The organism is Shinella sp. JR1-6, assembly GCF_004284735.1.
GTDB lineage: Bacteria > Pseudomonadota > Alphaproteobacteria > Rhizobiales > Rhizobiaceae > Shinella.
Window position 1 is genome coordinate 52,578 of the sequence record NZ_SHMI01000014.1, and the last position, 14,672, is coordinate 67,249.

Consider the following 14,672-nt stretch of genomic DNA (forward strand, 5'->3'; position numbering starts at 1 on the left):
GCCGCGCCTCCTCCGGCGCTGGCCGTCAGATCGCCGTCAGAGCCATTCGATATCGTCGAAGCCGCGGGCGATGTAGCCGCCCTTGGAATAGGATTCGCCCTCGTAGCCGAAATGCGGCCAGAGCTCCTTCTGGTTATAGAGCGAGACCACGAGATCGCTGCGCACCGCCTGGAAGAAGGGCGTCGTCTCGATCTGCTTGAGGATATCGACGCGGTCGTCCTCCCAGCCGAGTGCGCGGTAGCCGCCTGCGCCGGCACGCTTGTCGAGATCGGCAATGCCAGCCTCGATCAGTTCCTTGTGCTTGGCGTCCGTGCCGGCCTTGGTGTCATGGCCTTTCACCGCGATGGCGTAGAACCGGTCGGCTATCGAATCGTGCGGGTAGATGTCGCGGGCGAGCTTGATGAGGGTCGCCATGGTGTCCGGCTTCAGCGCCGCCGTCTCCAGCCCCCAGGCCTTGTCGGGGCTGAGCACCGCATTGCCGGTGATGATCAGCGCGGCGCCGATCGTGCCGCGCTTCAAAAGCTCGCGCCGGGAGAGCCCAGGGCGCTGCTCGTAGATGGTCGTCATGTCGCATTCCTCCCGTTGCATTGGAACGGGCGACCCTCCTCCGGCCGCCCGCCCGTTCATTTGAAGCGGCCGTGCCGTTGCAAAACCTCGATCTTGTAGCCGTCAGGATCGGTGACGAAGAAAAAGCGGGCGAGCAGGCCGCCGTCACGGTTGAACTCGACGATCTTGCCGGTCGTGAAGCCGAGGGCGGAGATGCGCGCGTGCTCGCCGTCGAGATCGGAAACGGAGACCGCAAAATGGCCATAGCCGTCGCCGAGATTGTAGGCCTCGGAGCGCCCCTTGTTGATCGTCAGCTCGAGTTCGAAGTCGCTTTCGGCATTGCTCATGTAGACGAGCGTGAAGGTCTCGAAGTCGAGCCGGTCGGCCACGTCGAGCCCGAAGGCCTTGTTGTAGAAGTCCACGGACCGGCCTTCATCCAGAACCCGGATCATGGAATGGATCGACTTCGCCACGCTGTTCTTCTCCTCTTTGCAGTTCGTATCGTGAGGAGATTTTGCGCCGGGATTCACCGCGGTGGGTAGCAGCCCATTACCGCATGAGGATTTTCATTTCTGGAGTTTCCTTCGAAGGATTTTTCGCCAAGCCGGCGTCACCCGGATGATTTGACCAAAGCCCGGGGTCACCGCATAATCGCGGCCATAAAAACAAGACTGGAGGATATACCATGTGTGAGGTCTTTGCGGGCCAGGACCCGCAACGCTACCGGCCCGTCAACCGCTCGGTGCGGATCGGCGGACATTCGACCAGCATCCAGATCGAGGCAGCCTTCTGGGACCTGATCGACGAGATAGCCGCAGGCCAGGGCCTGTCGACATCCCGCTTCCTTTCGACGCTCTACGACGAGGCGCTTGAGATCAACGGCTCGGTGTCGAATTTCGCCTCGCTGCTGAGGACGAGCTGTCTCATCTACATCATGGGCGGCGCCGGAAAATGCGACGGCGCAACCCAGTTCCATATCGTCGCGGCGGAGTAGCACCCCGGGACAAGTTCCAGGACGGTGAAGAAGGGGTGGCCGCAGCCTCCCCTTCGTCGCCTGCCCGAAGATGCGGTCGAAGACCTCCCCGAAAGGACCTGCCGGCCGCAGGTTCATCTCGATGCCGGCGAAGGCATCGATAAGCCTGCTGCGTCTCTGCCTGATCAGTCGAGCGCGAGAGGTGGCGCCGCCAAGCGGCTGGAGGTGAACCGGATGAAGGGCCGCGAGAGCATGATCGGCAGTATCCAGGATTGCAGGCGCATGCCCAGGGTGCTCTGCGGGATATAGTGCCCGCCGATCTTGCGCGAAACGGACTGCATTCGCGTCACAAGCGGCCGCATGCGGGCCTCGTAGCTTTCCAGGGCCTCCGTATGGGTCTTGCGGGCGAGCTCGGCAGCAAGGATGTAGGCACCGGCCATGGCAGTGGAAGTGCCCTGGCCGGCAAGGAAGGTCAGGCACCAGGCGGCGTCCCCGAGCAGGACGATCCGCCCCTTCGACCACGTCGGCATCTCGATCTGGGCGACCGTGTCGAAAAAGGCCTGATCCCAGTCGATGGCAGATCTCAGCGCGGAGGCCACCGGTTCCGGCCAATGGCCGAACGCCTTCTGCAGCACCGTGCGCCGCGCTTCGGGATCCAGCCGGTCGGTCCGTTCGTCGCGCCAGTAGAACAGCGTGGCGGCGGTGCCGTCGCCGACGGCATAGAGGCCGCCTTGATGATCGACATCCATCATGCCGACAAAACTGGCCCCGAGCGGCTCTTCGAGCGGAACGCGCCAGGCGCTGGCACGGTAGCCGAGCGGTCGGAGAAAATCCTCATGGGGACCGAAGGCGAGGGCACGAACCGTGCTGCGATAACCATCCGCGCCGACGACGAGATCGAAGCGCTCTCGGCTGCCGTCGGAGAAGATGGCATCGACGCCGCTCCCGTCATCCTCCAGCGCAGTGACGGTCGTCTCGTAGCGGATCGGACACCTACCCTCCACGGCTTTGGTCAGGATCTCGTGGAAATCGCTTCGCATGATGGCGAGGAGCCTCCCCTCCGCCGCCTTCGCCAGAGTGCGGTAGTCGTAGGAAAAGAGCTTCCGGCCGCGGCGGTCGAGATGATGCGCGGGGCCGAGCGGCATGGCCTTCGCGCGAAAGGCCTCGACGAGACCGAGCCGTTCGGCGACCTGCCAACCGTTGATGTGCAGGCCGATGGAATAGCCGCCGGTACGGCCGTGTGCGGCCTTTTCCACGACGACCGGTTCGATGCCGTGCCGCAGCAGGCAGGCAGCGAGGGTCAAGCCCGCAGGCCCGCCGCCGACGATGAGGATGCGCATGCCGGGCTCCTCAGAACGTCATGTTGATGCGGCCGCCGATCGTGCGGCCCTGTCCGAGCTGGTAGAGATTGCCGAGACCGGGATACTGGAAACCGTAGGTCGTGTAGGTCTTGTCGAAGACGTTGGTGACGAAGGCCTCGGCGGTAACCTTGTCGTCCAGCTCCCATTTCACGCCGAGATCCACCAGGGCATAGCCCTTCTGGCCGATCGTGTTCGTCTCGTCGAAGTAGTGCTCGCTGACATAGGTGAGGCCGGCATAGGGAACCAGCACACCGCGACCGCTCTCCAGTTCGAAGCGATAGTCGAACAGCAGGTTGGCCGTGAACTCCGGGGCATAGGGCACGGTATTGCCGGTAAAATCGGTGCCCGGCGCTACTGGATTGTCGTAGTCCGTAAAGCGTGTGTGATTGTAGGCAAGGCCCGCTGTGATGCCGAGTTCTTCCGTCGGCTTCGCACGGACCTTGAGGTCGATGCCCTTCGCCGTCACCTCGCCGACATTCTGCAGGTATTGCCATGGCTGAACGTCAACGAACATCTGGTAGTCCTTGGTGACGTTGTAGTAGGCGGAAAGCTGCACCTCCATCAGACCGGCCTCGTCGCGGTATTTCAGCCCCACCTCGCCGTTGTAGGTGTGCTGCGGATCATAGGTGAAAGCGTTGTTGGCGGACGTCACGTTTCGGGTGAAACCGCCGGCCTTGAAGCCGGTGCTGAGAAGGCCGTAGACGCGCCATTCGTCGGTCAGGCCGTAGCTCACGCCGAGTTTCGGTGAAAGGGCGGTGAACGCATTGTCGTCACTGAAATTCACACCGCCCACCGCCTCCGCACTTGCCCTCTCGTAGTCGAGGCGAAGGCCGGGCGAGACATCGAGGCGGTCGGTGGCATGCCAGGTCACATCGCCGAAGAGCGCGTAGGAATCGATCTTTTGCCGCGATGTCTGGCTGGCGACCGGCACGGCCCGCGTGAAGTCGAGATGCTGGTAGTAAAGGCCGGCCACATAGTCGACGGGGCTGCCCTGGTCAGGGTTGGAAGCGATACGCAGTTCCTGGCTCAGCGTCCATTGCTTTTCCGGCGTGTAGGTGCCGAAGACCGTGCGGTCGAGATCGCTCTTCTGGTAACCGGTCAGCGCCGTGACGGTGGCAAAGCCGAGATCGTAGGCGGCATTGATGCCGAAATTCCAAGTGTCGAGATCGTATTCCGACGGTGCATCGAAGGCGATGCGGTCCTCCAGCATCGATTCCAGGACGAAGTATTCTTCGGTCGAGGAGACCTGGCCGCGACCACCGCTGATGGTCACGTCCCAAGGGCTGTCTGTCGGAGCATACCGCAGGCGGACCTGTCCGTTGACATTCCTCGTGCCGCCGACATCCGCGCCGGTGGTGGTCGTGTACATGTCCTTGGTGTCCAGCAGCGAGAGATTCACGTCGCCATAGAGCACATCCTCGATCAGCGGCGTGCTGGCATGGAAGGTGCCGCCAGCGCCTTCATTCGTCAGGTTGGCGTCGAAGCCGAACCGTGCCTCGTTGTCCGGCTTGCGGGTGACAATGTTGATGACGCCACCGATCGCGCCGCGGCCATAGAGCGAGCCCTGCGGACCATAGAGCAGCTCGACGTTTTCAACGCCGCCCGGTAGGGCGCGGGTAAGGTTGAAACTGTCCTGCGGCAGGCCGTCGACATAGACCTGCGTGCTCGGATTGTAGAAATCGAGCGAGGCCTGGCCGCGAATGGTGAAATTGGCATAGGCGCGGCTGGACCGCGAGCGGATGTTGACGTCCGGGAAGATGCGATCGAGATCGGCGACGGTGTCGATACCGCGCGAAAGCAGTGCGTCCGCATTCGCGATATCGGCCGTGGACGGCAGCAGGAAGTAGTCCTCGCTGCGCTTGGTGGCGGTAATGATGATCGGCTCGAGCGTCGATGCCGTGGCGGTGTCTTCAGCCAGCACACTGGTCGGCGAGAGACTGACGGCGAGAGCGAGAAGGGAGACGCCGGACAGGCTGTGACGCATCATGGTTCCGATACCTTTTCTGGAAGTGCAGGGCCCCGCGCCGTCCGGATGGAGGCGCCGAGCGTACGGGGAGCGAGGAGAAGGGCGGCGAGGATGAAGACCGCCGAGGCGGCAAACAGCCAGCCGTAGCCGAAGGCGCTGGCGAGCAGGCCGGCAACGGAGGACGCGGCAATGGCGAGGATCGCATCGACGCTCTGCAGTGCGGCGAAGTCGGTCGCCGTCTGCTCCGGATTGCACCAGTTCATCATGGCCGCATAGAGCGCAACGAAGGAGAACGCGACCGCGCCAACCTGCATGAGCAGAATACCGAGAGCAAGCACCGGCGTGGCCAGGCCGGTAAACTCGGCAACACCGAGCGCCAAAAGCAGGAGGACATTGAGCACGGCGGCGATCCCGATCGCGCGGGGAATGCCGGCCGCCTGCACGAGGAGGGCGCCGAGCGAGGAGGCGATGAAACCGGCAACCGCACCGCCCGCGCCGCGCAGGATCCCGATCGTGTCGAGCGCAATGCCCTTGTCGACGAGATACGGCCCGGTGAGGGCCTGCCCCATGCGAAGACCGATCTGGTAGACCGCGAGGAAGACGAGCCCCTGCATCAAGGTGCGGTTCGCGATCGTCTTCCTGAGGCCCACCGTGCGCACCGCCGAAGCCGTCTTGTTTCTGGAGGCGGCAAGGCCGCCAGACAGCAAGACGGGAATGGTCAACAGCAGGACGAAACCAGCCATGGCGGCCATGGAAACCGCCCAACCGGCATGCTGGTAGACGACGAGCCAGAGGCCACCGCCAATGAGGAAGCCGAGATAGGCACCGGCCGTCGAGGCGCCGCTGGCAAACCCGCGCGTTGCCACATCCGAGGCCCGGACGGCAAGGGAATCGGTCGCGACATCCTGCGTCGAGGCGAAGACACCCATGACGAGCAGCACGGCGGCAAGAGCCCCCATATGGGTCTGCGGCGGCAGCACCGTCGCCGCAAGGAAGCACAGGATGATGCCGAGCTGGCAGGAAAGGATCCAGATGCGTTCGCTGAGGAAGCGGTCGACCAGCGGCGCCCACAGGAACTTCAGCGCCCAGGGCAGAAACAGCACTGCCAGATAGCCGATCTGGTCGAGCGGCATGCCGGCATCCCGCAGCACCACGGGCAGCGCAGTCTGCACCATCGATCCGGTTACCGACTGGGCGGCATAGAGACCGGCCAGGAGGCCGAGCACGGCCCAGCTCGCCGAGCGTCCGGCGAAATTCACAACAGCAGTCGACATCACCCCTCGCAATGTATTTCACGCCCTCACTAGGCCGATGCGCAAAACTTGACTATTGTAATCAGGTTCAATGTTATTGCGATCCGGTCCATTATTTGGTGGGGTAGATGAATCTCCGTGTGGAACAGCGCGTTCTGGCGCAGTCCGATCAGGACGACGTGGTCGTGCTTGGCCCGAGCCCGGCCGATCCGACCTTTTCCGACACCTCGACAGAGGGTGCCTACAAGATCCTCGGCGTGCGCCCGGGCCTCACCATTTCCGTCTTCGACATGGTGATCGGGGCCGATTTCGTCGGCCGTTTCGCCACGGAGCCCTGCGTTGCGATCGATTTTCTCTTCGAGGCCTCGGGGCAGGGGTGGCTTTTGGGAAGCGACGCCGAGCAGCGGCTGTCATCCATTCCCTATCGGCCGGGGCGCATCTACATCATGGCCGCGCCGTACGGATCCGTCGGCCTCTACGACGTGCCCGTGGGCACGCGCTTCAAAGGCATGGACATCCGGGTCGATATCAGCCTCTGGCAGCGGCTCGGCGCCGGCGACCTCCTTGCCAATCTCGACGAACACCACGCTTTGCACATGGCATCGGGCAATGGCACCTGGGTCGGCGTGCTGCCGGTGCCGCCGGACCTGCTCGTCGTGGCGCGGGCGCTCTTCGACAGCGCCATGGTGGAAGGGGACGATCTCGCCTTCGAGGCCCGCGCCCTCGACATCATCAATGCCTCGATCGCTGCGATGCGCCGCACGCAACCGGCCCAGACGATCCCCCCGCGCGACCGTCGCCCGCTGCAGCGGGCCCGTGACCTGCTGATTGCCGAACTCGCCCGCCCCTGGACGCTCGAAGAGCTCGCCCGCGAGGTCGGACTGACGCAGAAGCGGCTGAAATCCGGCTTCAAAAGCCTCTATGGCTTCGCCGTCTACGCGTTCCTCAAGGAGCAGCGGCTTCTGGAAGCGCGCCGGCTGATCGAACGGGGAGAGATGAACGTGACACAGGCGGCGATCGCCGTCGGCTACAGCAATCCGAGCCACTTTTCCCAACTCTTCCTGCGCCGTTTCGGCATGCAGCCGTCCCGTGCGCTCGCCGCGCGCCGTGGCGAAGGAGAGGCCTGACGGCGTTCCTTGCGGCAGGGTTCGCCGGAACGACGCGAGCAGCGAGGCGCCAGAGTTCGGCGAACTCGGCAGCCAATACGCTCCGATCTTGCATCCATCCGTGCGGTTAGCTGATGACATCCGGCTCCCGATTGCCATATTTAGGGAACGGCCCGATTGGACACGGCCATTGCAATGGGAGTTACATCAGTGAGTGGACTGCAGAAGGGTATGCTTCTTGGCTTCTTCGCGGCATGTCTGGTGATGGCCGCAAGTCTACCCTTCCGCTATGCCGATGCTGCGGATTGCCGGGCGGATCCCGAGCCGGAAGTGGACTGGAGCGCCTGCAGCAAGAAGAACCTGATGCTGGGTGGCAACGATTTCGCCGGGGCGAACTTCCGGGATGCCGATCTCAGCTACACCGACATGCGCGATACGAACCTGACGGCGGCCGTTCTGGAAAAGGCGACCCTGATCCGGACCTGGTTCACCGGCGCACGGCTGGACAAGGCGAGTTTCGCACGGGTGGAAGCCTATCGCTCCAGCTTTCAGAAGGTCATCGCGAAGGGAACGTCGTTTGCATCCGCGGAACTGCAACGCGCCGCATTCGATGGGGCAGATCTCAGCTATGCGAGTTTCGAAAAGGCCGATCTCAGCCGCGCGTCCTTCGACGAGGCAATCCTTTCGGGCGCAAGTTTTACCTATGCAAACCTGTCTCGCGCCGACTTGAGCAAGGCTCGCATCGAGGGCACGATCGGCCTGGACAAGGCCTTCATGCTGCTGACGCGGATCGAGGGGCTCGATCTTTCCCGTGCGACCGGCCTCGACCAGTCACAGATCGATATCGCCTGCGGCAACGGTGAGACCAGGCTTCCGACGGGTCTCGCGACGCCGGCAAGCTGGCCGTGCCCGAAGGACTGAGACCCGTCTTCTCCGCCTGCCCATTGTGACGCCGCTAGACCAACCGAAAGGCGCGATGGTGTTTTTCAGGAAAATCGGCCACGCGGAGTCCCAAATCGGAAAGCTTGATCGTCAGACCCAATGAGCGGGGTTTCATCCGCTGTCTGGACGGACTGCGGCGCCTTGAACGCCGCACGATTGGGGGTTTTGATGAAGAAGAACGTTTCCATCAGGGTGGGGCTGCGGGCCGCCTTGCTGGCCGGTACGGCCGCTCTGGTGTTCAGCCCGGCAGCGCCGGCGATCGCACAGGCACCCGCGCAAGCGCAGGCGGCCGAGCGGTCGATTTTGGTGCCGGCCGGCCCGTTGACGCCGGCCCTGAACAGCCTCGCCGCCCAGACAGGCCTCCAGATCCTCTATGACGCATCGCTGGCACAGGGCAAATCGACCAAAGGCGTGCACGGTAGCCTGACGCCCGAACAGGCGCTGAACGCCGTATTGGCCGGCACCGGCATCGATGCGCGCTTTGCCGGCAGCAGCCAGGTAACGCTGAGCCTCGATCCCGCGGCCGCAGGCCCGGCGGAAGAGGGGGCCACCCTTCTCGAGACGATCACGCTCTATGGCGCGCGCGAGGCAACCACGCTGAACGACACGACCGCGAGCGTCGGCATCGTGAATGCGGAAGCGATCGAAAAAGGCCAGATCCGCCACACGCAGGATGCCTATCGCCGCCTCGCCAACGTTTTGGACAGCGCAACGGTCAATTCCGGTTTCGTCATCCGCGGCATGAGCTCCGAAGGTTTCGTTCCTGGCGGAGCGCCGGTCGGTTCGCTTTATATCGATGGCATTCTCCAGACCCGCTACAATTCCCGTTTCGGCGCAAGAAACCTTTGGGACGTCGAGCAGGTCGAGGTCTATCGCGGCCCGCAATCGACGCTTTCCGGCCGGGCCGCCATGTCGGGCGCGGTCTACATCAAGTCGAAGGACCCGACCTTCGACAAGGAAGTCGAACTCTCGGGAACCGTCGGCAGCAACGACCTCGCGGGCTCGGCCTTTGTCGTCAACACGCCGCTTGTCGAGGACCAGATCGCATTGCGCATTTCCGGGGCGTTCGAGCGCTCCCATACGGACGTGTCCTATTCGAACTTCAAGAACTATGCGGGTTTTGACGATCTTACGACCGACATCAGCGGGACCATTCGCGCAAAGATGCTCATCACCCCGTCGGAAATGCCGGACACCCGCGCCCTTCTGACCTACGCCTATTCCAAGGACCGCCCGAACGACCGGCTGGTCGGGCTCTACGATGGGCGTGGTGATTTCAACAACAATCCCGACACCTATACCGAATTCCGCTGGACCGAGGTCCACAATGTCGGCCTCGAGATTACACACGACTTTTCCGATACGCTGCGTTTCACCTCGCAGACCGGTTTCCAGTATGGCATCAACACACGAAGCTCCGTCGATGCAGGCACGCCCGGCATCGCAACCGGGATCTGGGGCACGGACGACGATTCGATCTTCACCCAGGAGCTGCGGCTGAACTACGACGGCGATCGCTGGAAGTGGGTTGCCGGCGTTTTCGGCAGCCACCAGATCTTCGAGGGTGCCTCGCGTTTCATCGCGGAGCCCTATCCCGATCTGATGCCGGGCACGGTCTACCAGCTCGACGACAAGCAGAACCGCAGGACCACGAACCTCGCCGTCTTCGGCGAGGCGACCTATGAATTCGCGCCGACCTGGTTCGTGACCGCCGGGGGGCGCCTCGACTATCTCAAGGAAAAGAACACCGAGTTGAATTCCGCCGTCCTGCACGGAATGGATCCGGCCTTCTCCGGCGGTCCGGCGTCCTTCGACGAGGTGAACTTCGTACCCAAGCTGGGGCTCTCCAAGGAATTCGGCGAAAACCAGCGGGTCGGCATCACCTATACGCAGGGCTTCCGTTCGGGGGGCTCCTACGTCAACCGCAGCGACCCGGCCTTCCCCCTCGTGTCGTATGATCCGGAATATTCGCAGAGCTACGAGCTGTCCTACAAGGGCACCCTGCTGGATGACAGGCTCGTACTCAATGCCAATCTCTTCTACACGAAGTATGAGGACCAGCAGGTCGAGATCCGGCCGCCTTCGGACATTCCGGGCTACCGTATCACGGAGAACGCCGCATCCTCGCGCGCATGGGGCTTCGAAATCGAGCCGACCTTCCAGGTCACCGACCAGTTCTCGGCCTTCGCGTCGATCGGCTACCTGAACACCAAGTTCCTGGAGTTCGACCACGGCGGCCTGGGCGACCAGTCCGGAAAATCCTTCCCCGAGGCGCCGGAATGGACCTACGGCTTCGGTGGGCGCTACGAGTTCGAGAATGGCGTCTATGTCGGCGCCGATGCCAAATACACGACGGACTACAATTCCCGGTTCGGCACGAAAGGCATGTACAAGATCGACTCCCGTTTCCTCGTGAATGCCCAGGCCGGCTTCAAGAAAGACAATTGGGAGGTCACGGCCTTCGCGGAAAACCTGACCGACGAGAAGTATTTCACCATCGTCGATCCGGATGCCGCCTTGCCCTTTGGCCAGGTCGGCGCGCGGCGGTCCTTCGGCCTCAACATCCGCACCAAGTTCTGATCTCCGATTGCGGGGCGCAGGCCCCGCAATCTCCGTCTTCCGTATCCATCCGAAATGGTATCCGCCTTGCGCTCCTGCCTCGCCGTCCTCTTCCTCGCCGTCTCGTTCTCGCTGGCCAATGCCGCCTGCCAGGGGAGGGAGATAACGGAGGGCGTCTACAATCCGCCGCTCTGCATACCGGCCGAGCCCAGAAGGATCGTCACGCTCGACCCGCTCCTGACGCTCGGCCTGCTCATCGAGCTCGAGGCCCCCGTCGTCGCCACGCCCTATATGGGCATTCAGGACACCGGGATACTCGCGTTCATCAAGCAGTCGAACGTGGTCGATCTCGGCAATCCGAGGGAGCCGAGCCTCGAGCGGGTCGCCGCCCTGAAGCCCGACCTCGTCATCGGCAGCGCGGAAGCCCACGCTTCTATCTATGAGACGGTATCGAAGATCGCACCCACGGTGTTGCTCCATCATACGGACTGGAAGGCCTATCGCCAGCACGTCGCCGACATCACCGGCCGCGAGAGCGTGGCCGGTGAGGCGCTGGCCGCCTACGAAAAACGCGCCGCCACGATCCGGGCACGCATGAAGGACAAGGACCTGACCGTTTCCACCGTCCGTCTCGCGCCGGACCGCTTCGTCGTCTTCCTCGACGGTCCTTTCGCCTACGCGCCCTTCGCAGTGCTGCGCGAGGCTGGCGTCAAGCGTACGGCCTATGAGACGGTGACGGACGGCACGATCGTCAAGCGGCCGGACTGGGAGGAACTTGCCAATCTCGACGGCGACATCCTCCTCTATGTCTCCGCCAGCGGCTTCGAAAGCGGCCCCGACGACGCGCTGGAGAAAGCGGTAACGGAAAACCCGCTCTGGCAGCTCCTGCCCGCCGTGCAGAACGGCCGTGCCCATCGGGTAGACCGGGTGGCCTGGCAGAGCTTCCACGGGATTGCCTCTGCCAATCGCATCCTTGACGATATCGAGCGCTACGTTCTTGCAGACCGATGAGCCCGGGCAAGCCCACCGCGATTGCGCAGCCGGCCGGCCGGCCAAGCGCGATGGAAGCAGGCTCCTTGTCCTCATCCTTCTCAGCGGCCTACTCCTCACGACATCGATGTGGGCGGTGACGTTTGGCACCACGCATATCTCACCGTCGTCCGTGTGGAACGCCATCGCCGCTTTTGACGGATCGCGTGAACATCTGCTGGTGGCGACGATCCGTCTGCCGCGGGTTCTGGCTGGTCTGCTGGCCGGCAGCGCACTGGCGGTTTCGGGCGCAATCATGCAGGCGGTGACGAACAATCCGCTCGCCTCGTCCGGACTGCTCGGTATCAATGCCGGCGCCGCCTTCGCCGTCGTCCTCGTCATGACCCTTTTCGGGGCAGGCACCGGCGGCGCCTACATGTGGTTCGCCTTTGTCGGCGCCGGCAGCGCGGCGCTGCTGGCCTTTGCGATCGGCACCTTCGGTCCGACCGGGCATTCGCCCGTCGGCCTCGTTCTCGCCGGTGCCGTTGTCGCCACCTTCTTGACGGCCCTGACCAGCGCCGTTCTCATCTTCGACCAGAGCACGCTGGACGCCGTTCGTCTCTGGACCGCCGGTTCCCTGTCCGGCCGGACCATGGCGCAGACCACCGCGGTGGCTCCCTATATCCTCTTCGGCCTTGCCGCGGCGCTTCTCCTCGGACGGCACCTGGTGACCATGGGCCTCGGCGTCGATGCGGCCCGAGCACTGGGCCAGAACCCCATTGTCTGGAGAGCGATAGCCGTTGCCGTGGTCATCCTGCTTGCCGGCAGTGCCGTCTCGCTCGCCGGCCCCATCGGCTTCGTGGGGCTCGTGGTTCCGCATATCGCGCGGCTGACGATCGGTATCGACTATCGCTGGATCCTGCCCTTCAGCGCGCTCGGCGGCGCATTGCTCGTGGTCGCCGCGGATACGGCCGGGCGCGTGATCTTCGCCAGCCAAAGCTTTCCCGTCGGGGTGACGGTGGCGCTGATCGGCGCGCCATTTTTCCTGTGGCTGGCGCGAAGCCGGGCGGGAGAGGCGAGGTGATGCGCCTCGCCACACTTCTTGCGGTTCTCCTTGCCGGGCTGGTCGCCGCCAGCCTGGCCTTCGGGGACATATCCCTGTCATGGCGCGAGCTCATGGAAACGATAGCAGGGTCGGCGGATGCGACCCCGCAGAACGGGATGATCGTCTTCGATCTGCGCCTGCCGCGCATCCTGCTTGCACTTCTCGTCGGCGCGGCGCTGGCGACGGCCGGCACGATCGCGCTCGCGATCATGCGCAATCCGCTCGCAGAACCCGGCGTGCTTGGCATCAACAGCGGCGCCGCCGCTGCGGTCATGGGTGTCATCGTCCTCATGCAGGAGCCGCCGGTAGCCCTGCTGCCGCTGGCCGGCTTCCTTGGCGCGGCCATCATGGCCGCCGCCGTCTATCTCCTGTCGTGGCAGCGGGGCACCTCGTCGCTGCGCATCATCCTGATCGGCATCGGCCTTGGTTCGCTTGCAAGCGCCGCCACCACCTTCCTGTCGGCCTTCGGCGAGATTGGCGATGTGCAGCGCGCGATGATCTGGCTCGCAGGAAGCGTCTACGAGGCCGACATGGTGAAGGTGCGCCTCCTGTTCTTCTGGCTGCTCGTGCCGCTGGCGCTGGCCTGGATGTCAGCCGGCGAGCTCGATCTCATCCGCTTCGGCGACAATTCAGCCCGCAGCCTCGGCCAGCGGGTGGATCTGGTTCGAGGCCTCATGATCGTGCTGTGCACGCTCCTGTCCGGCGCGGCTGTTGCCGCCGCGGGGCTGATCGGCTTCGTCGGCCTCGTCGCGCCGCATATCGCAAGCCGGCTGGCGGGGCCGTCCCATGCGCGGATCCTTCCGATTGCCGCCCTGAGCGGGGCGATCCTCGTTGTCGCGTCGGACCTTCTCGGCCGGCTGGTCATCGCCCCCGCCCAGCTTCCCGCCGGGATTGTGACCGGCCTCATCGGGGCTCCATTCTTCGCCTATCTCCTATGGGGGCGCCGTCATGTCCGGGGATGAACAAGCCGTCCCGGCCAAGCTTGCCGGACATCACGTCTCCATTGCCTATGGCATGCAGTCGATCGTCGAGGACCTTGGCCTGCTCGTGCCCGAACGCCGCTTCACGGCGCTTGTCGGGCCGAACGGCAGTGGGAAATCCACCATCCTGCGCACCTTTGCCGGCCTCATGGCGCCATCCCGCGGAACAATCCTGCTGGATGGCAGAAACATCGACAAATTGCCGACAAAGGAGATGGCAAAACGCATCGGCGTGCTCCTGCAGGGGCCGGTGGCGCCGGAGGGGCTGACGGTGCGTGATCTGGTCCGCCAGGGGCGCTATCCGCACCGTGCATTCTTTGGGCGCTGGTCGGACGAGGATGAGGCGGCCTGCGAGGAGGCCTTGATGCTGACTGGCACGACGATCCTCGCCGGCACGCCGCTCGACAGGCTTTCCGGCGGCCAGCGGCAGCGTGCCTGGATTGCCATGACATTGGCGCAGCGGGGTGAGGTGCTCCTGCTCGACGAACCGACGACCTATCTCGACCTCGCCCACCAGATCGAGCTGATGAACCTGATCACGGTCCTCGTGCGCGATCACGGCAAGACCGTCGTTGCGGTGCTGCACGATCTCAATCAGGCCGCCCGTTATGCCGAGCATATCGTCCTGTTGAAGGGCGGCAGGATCAGCGCCGCCGGCCGGCCCGACGACGTGCTGTCGGAGGAAGCGATTGCCGATGTGTTCGGCGTGCGGTCCGTGATCATCCGCGACCCCGTTGCGGGAACCCCTCTCTGCGTACCACTCTGACGGGGGATGGCAATGTTGCGGGATTGCCACGCTTCCCGGCTTTTCAAAGCAGTGGCCAGCTTGCGGGTTCGCCGCCGCCACGAGGATTCTCGCAACGAAATCAGACATAAAGATGAGTTTTTTTGTCTTGATTTAATCGCCGTGTA

The 14,672-nt window shown here is 63.8% G+C and carries 13 protein-coding genes; 8 read left to right on the forward strand and 5 right to left on the reverse strand.

What is annotated here, in order from left to right; translation table 11 throughout:
* Positions 1-36: 36 nt before the first annotated feature.
* Both EXZ48_RS21980 and EXZ48_RS21985 read right to left on the reverse strand, forming a co-directional pair.
* A complete protein-coding gene (locus EXZ48_RS21980) occupies positions 37-567 on the reverse strand; it encodes a gluconate 2-dehydrogenase subunit 3 family protein (RefSeq protein ID WP_130518260.1) in 531 nt (176 codons plus the stop codon).
* A 56-nt stretch (positions 568-623) separates the two neighbouring features.
* Positions 624-1,019 (reverse strand): VOC family protein, encoded by a 396-nt coding sequence (locus tag EXZ48_RS21985; RefSeq protein WP_023512005.1) that lies wholly within the window; start codon positions 1,017-1,019, stop codon positions 624-626.
* A gap of 212 nt (positions 1,020-1,231) precedes the next feature.
* Between EXZ48_RS21985 and EXZ48_RS21990 the strand changes: the two genes are divergently transcribed.
* Positions 1,232-1,540 (forward strand): ribbon-helix-helix domain-containing protein, encoded by a 309-nt coding sequence (locus EXZ48_RS21990; RefSeq protein WP_130518262.1) that lies wholly within the window; start codon positions 1,232-1,234, stop codon positions 1,538-1,540.
* 164 nt (positions 1,541-1,704) lie between these two features.
* On the opposite strand, the gene EXZ48_RS21995 is transcribed toward EXZ48_RS21990, so the two are convergent.
* Genes EXZ48_RS21995 through EXZ48_RS22005 form a run of 3 tightly spaced genes read right to left on the reverse strand, consistent with a single transcriptional unit; the run spans position 1,705 to position 6,120 of the window.
* Positions 1,705-2,859: an FAD-dependent monooxygenase gene (locus tag EXZ48_RS21995; protein ID WP_130518264.1), complete on the reverse strand. Its 1,155-nt coding sequence runs from the start codon at positions 2,857-2,859 to the stop codon at positions 1,705-1,707.
* A 10-nt stretch (positions 2,860-2,869) separates the two neighbouring features.
* Positions 2,870-4,867, reverse strand: coding sequence for a TonB-dependent receptor (locus EXZ48_RS22000; RefSeq protein WP_130518266.1), 1,998 nt, complete (start codon positions 4,865-4,867; stop codon positions 2,870-2,872).
* Positions 4,864-6,120 carry an MFS transporter gene (locus EXZ48_RS22005; RefSeq protein WP_130518268.1) on the reverse strand — a complete coding sequence of 419 codons (1,257 nt, stop codon included), beginning with the start codon at positions 6,118-6,120 and terminating at the stop codon, positions 4,864-4,866. Before EXZ48_RS22005 ends, EXZ48_RS22000 begins: the two co-directional genes overlap by 4 nt.
* 107 nt (positions 6,121-6,227) lie before the next feature.
* Between EXZ48_RS22005 and EXZ48_RS22010 the strand changes: the two genes are divergently transcribed.
* The 7 genes from EXZ48_RS22010 (at position 6,228) to EXZ48_RS22040 (ending at position 14,526) form a co-directional block, all read left to right on the forward strand.
* Positions 6,228-7,226: an AraC family transcriptional regulator gene (locus EXZ48_RS22010; RefSeq protein WP_130518270.1), complete on the forward strand. Its 999-nt coding sequence runs from the start codon at positions 6,228-6,230 to the stop codon at positions 7,224-7,226.
* Positions 7,227-7,400: 174 nt separating this feature from the next.
* Positions 7,401-8,126, forward strand: a complete 726-nt coding sequence (locus EXZ48_RS22015) for a pentapeptide repeat-containing protein (RefSeq protein WP_081870616.1) — start codon at positions 7,401-7,403, stop codon at positions 8,124-8,126.
* 189 nt (positions 8,127-8,315) lie between these two features.
* Positions 8,316-10,727, forward strand: a complete 2,412-nt coding sequence (locus tag EXZ48_RS22020) for a TonB-dependent receptor (RefSeq protein ID WP_165909383.1) — start codon at positions 8,316-8,318, stop codon at positions 10,725-10,727.
* Positions 10,728-10,793: 66 nt separating this feature from the next.
* A complete protein-coding gene (locus EXZ48_RS22025; RefSeq protein WP_245462272.1) occupies positions 10,794-11,717 on the forward strand; it encodes an iron-siderophore ABC transporter substrate-binding protein in 924 nt (307 codons plus the stop codon).
* Positions 11,704-12,759 (forward strand): iron ABC transporter permease, encoded by a 1,056-nt coding sequence (locus EXZ48_RS22030; RefSeq protein WP_256370917.1) that lies wholly within the window; start codon positions 11,704-11,706, stop codon positions 12,757-12,759. The genes EXZ48_RS22025 and EXZ48_RS22030 overlap by 14 nt, the downstream gene beginning before the upstream one ends.
* Positions 12,759-13,742, forward strand: coding sequence for a FecCD family ABC transporter permease (locus EXZ48_RS22035; protein WP_371687672.1), 984 nt, complete (start codon positions 12,759-12,761; stop codon positions 13,740-13,742). The genes EXZ48_RS22030 and EXZ48_RS22035 overlap by 1 nt, the downstream gene beginning before the upstream one ends.
* The gene (locus EXZ48_RS22040) at positions 13,729-14,526 is read left to right on the forward strand and encodes an ABC transporter ATP-binding protein (protein WP_023514742.1); all 798 of its coding nucleotides are present in this window, start codon (positions 13,729-13,731) and stop codon (positions 14,524-14,526) included. Before EXZ48_RS22035 ends, EXZ48_RS22040 begins: the two co-directional genes overlap by 14 nt.
* Positions 14,527-14,672: the final 146 nt, after the last annotated feature.

What these genes read in the sequence shown, in the direction of transcription:
- EXZ48_RS22005 (WP_130518268.1), bottom strand. Translation starts at nt 6,120, where the DNA reads ATGTCGACTGCTGTTGTGAATTTCGCCGGACGCTCGGCGAGCTGGGCC.
- EXZ48_RS22000 (WP_130518266.1), bottom strand. Translation starts at nt 4,867, where the DNA reads ATGATGCGTCACAGCCTGTCCGGCGTCTCCCTTCTCGCTCTCGCCGTC.
- EXZ48_RS22010 (WP_130518270.1), top strand. Translation starts at nt 6,228, where the DNA reads ATGAATCTCCGTGTGGAACAGCGCGTTCTGGCGCAGTCCGATCAGGAC.
- EXZ48_RS21995 (WP_130518264.1), bottom strand. Translation starts at nt 2,859, where the DNA reads ATGCGCATCCTCATCGTCGGCGGCGGGCCTGCGGGCTTGACCCTCGCT.
- EXZ48_RS22020 (WP_165909383.1), top strand. Translation starts at nt 8,316, where the DNA reads ATGAAGAAGAACGTTTCCATCAGGGTGGGGCTGCGGGCCGCCTTGCTG.
- EXZ48_RS22035 (WP_371687672.1), top strand. Translation starts at nt 12,759, where the DNA reads ATGCGCCTCGCCACACTTCTTGCGGTTCTCCTTGCCGGGCTGGTCGCC.
- EXZ48_RS21980 (WP_130518260.1), bottom strand. Translation starts at nt 567, where the DNA reads ATGACGACCATCTACGAGCAGCGCCCTGGGCTCTCCCGGCGCGAGCTT.
- EXZ48_RS22040 (WP_023514742.1), top strand. Translation starts at nt 13,729, where the DNA reads ATGTCCGGGGATGAACAAGCCGTCCCGGCCAAGCTTGCCGGACATCAC.
- EXZ48_RS21990 (WP_130518262.1), top strand. Translation starts at nt 1,232, where the DNA reads ATGTGTGAGGTCTTTGCGGGCCAGGACCCGCAACGCTACCGGCCCGTC.
- EXZ48_RS22015 (WP_081870616.1), top strand. Translation starts at nt 7,401, where the DNA reads ATGGGAGTTACATCAGTGAGTGGACTGCAGAAGGGTATGCTTCTTGGC.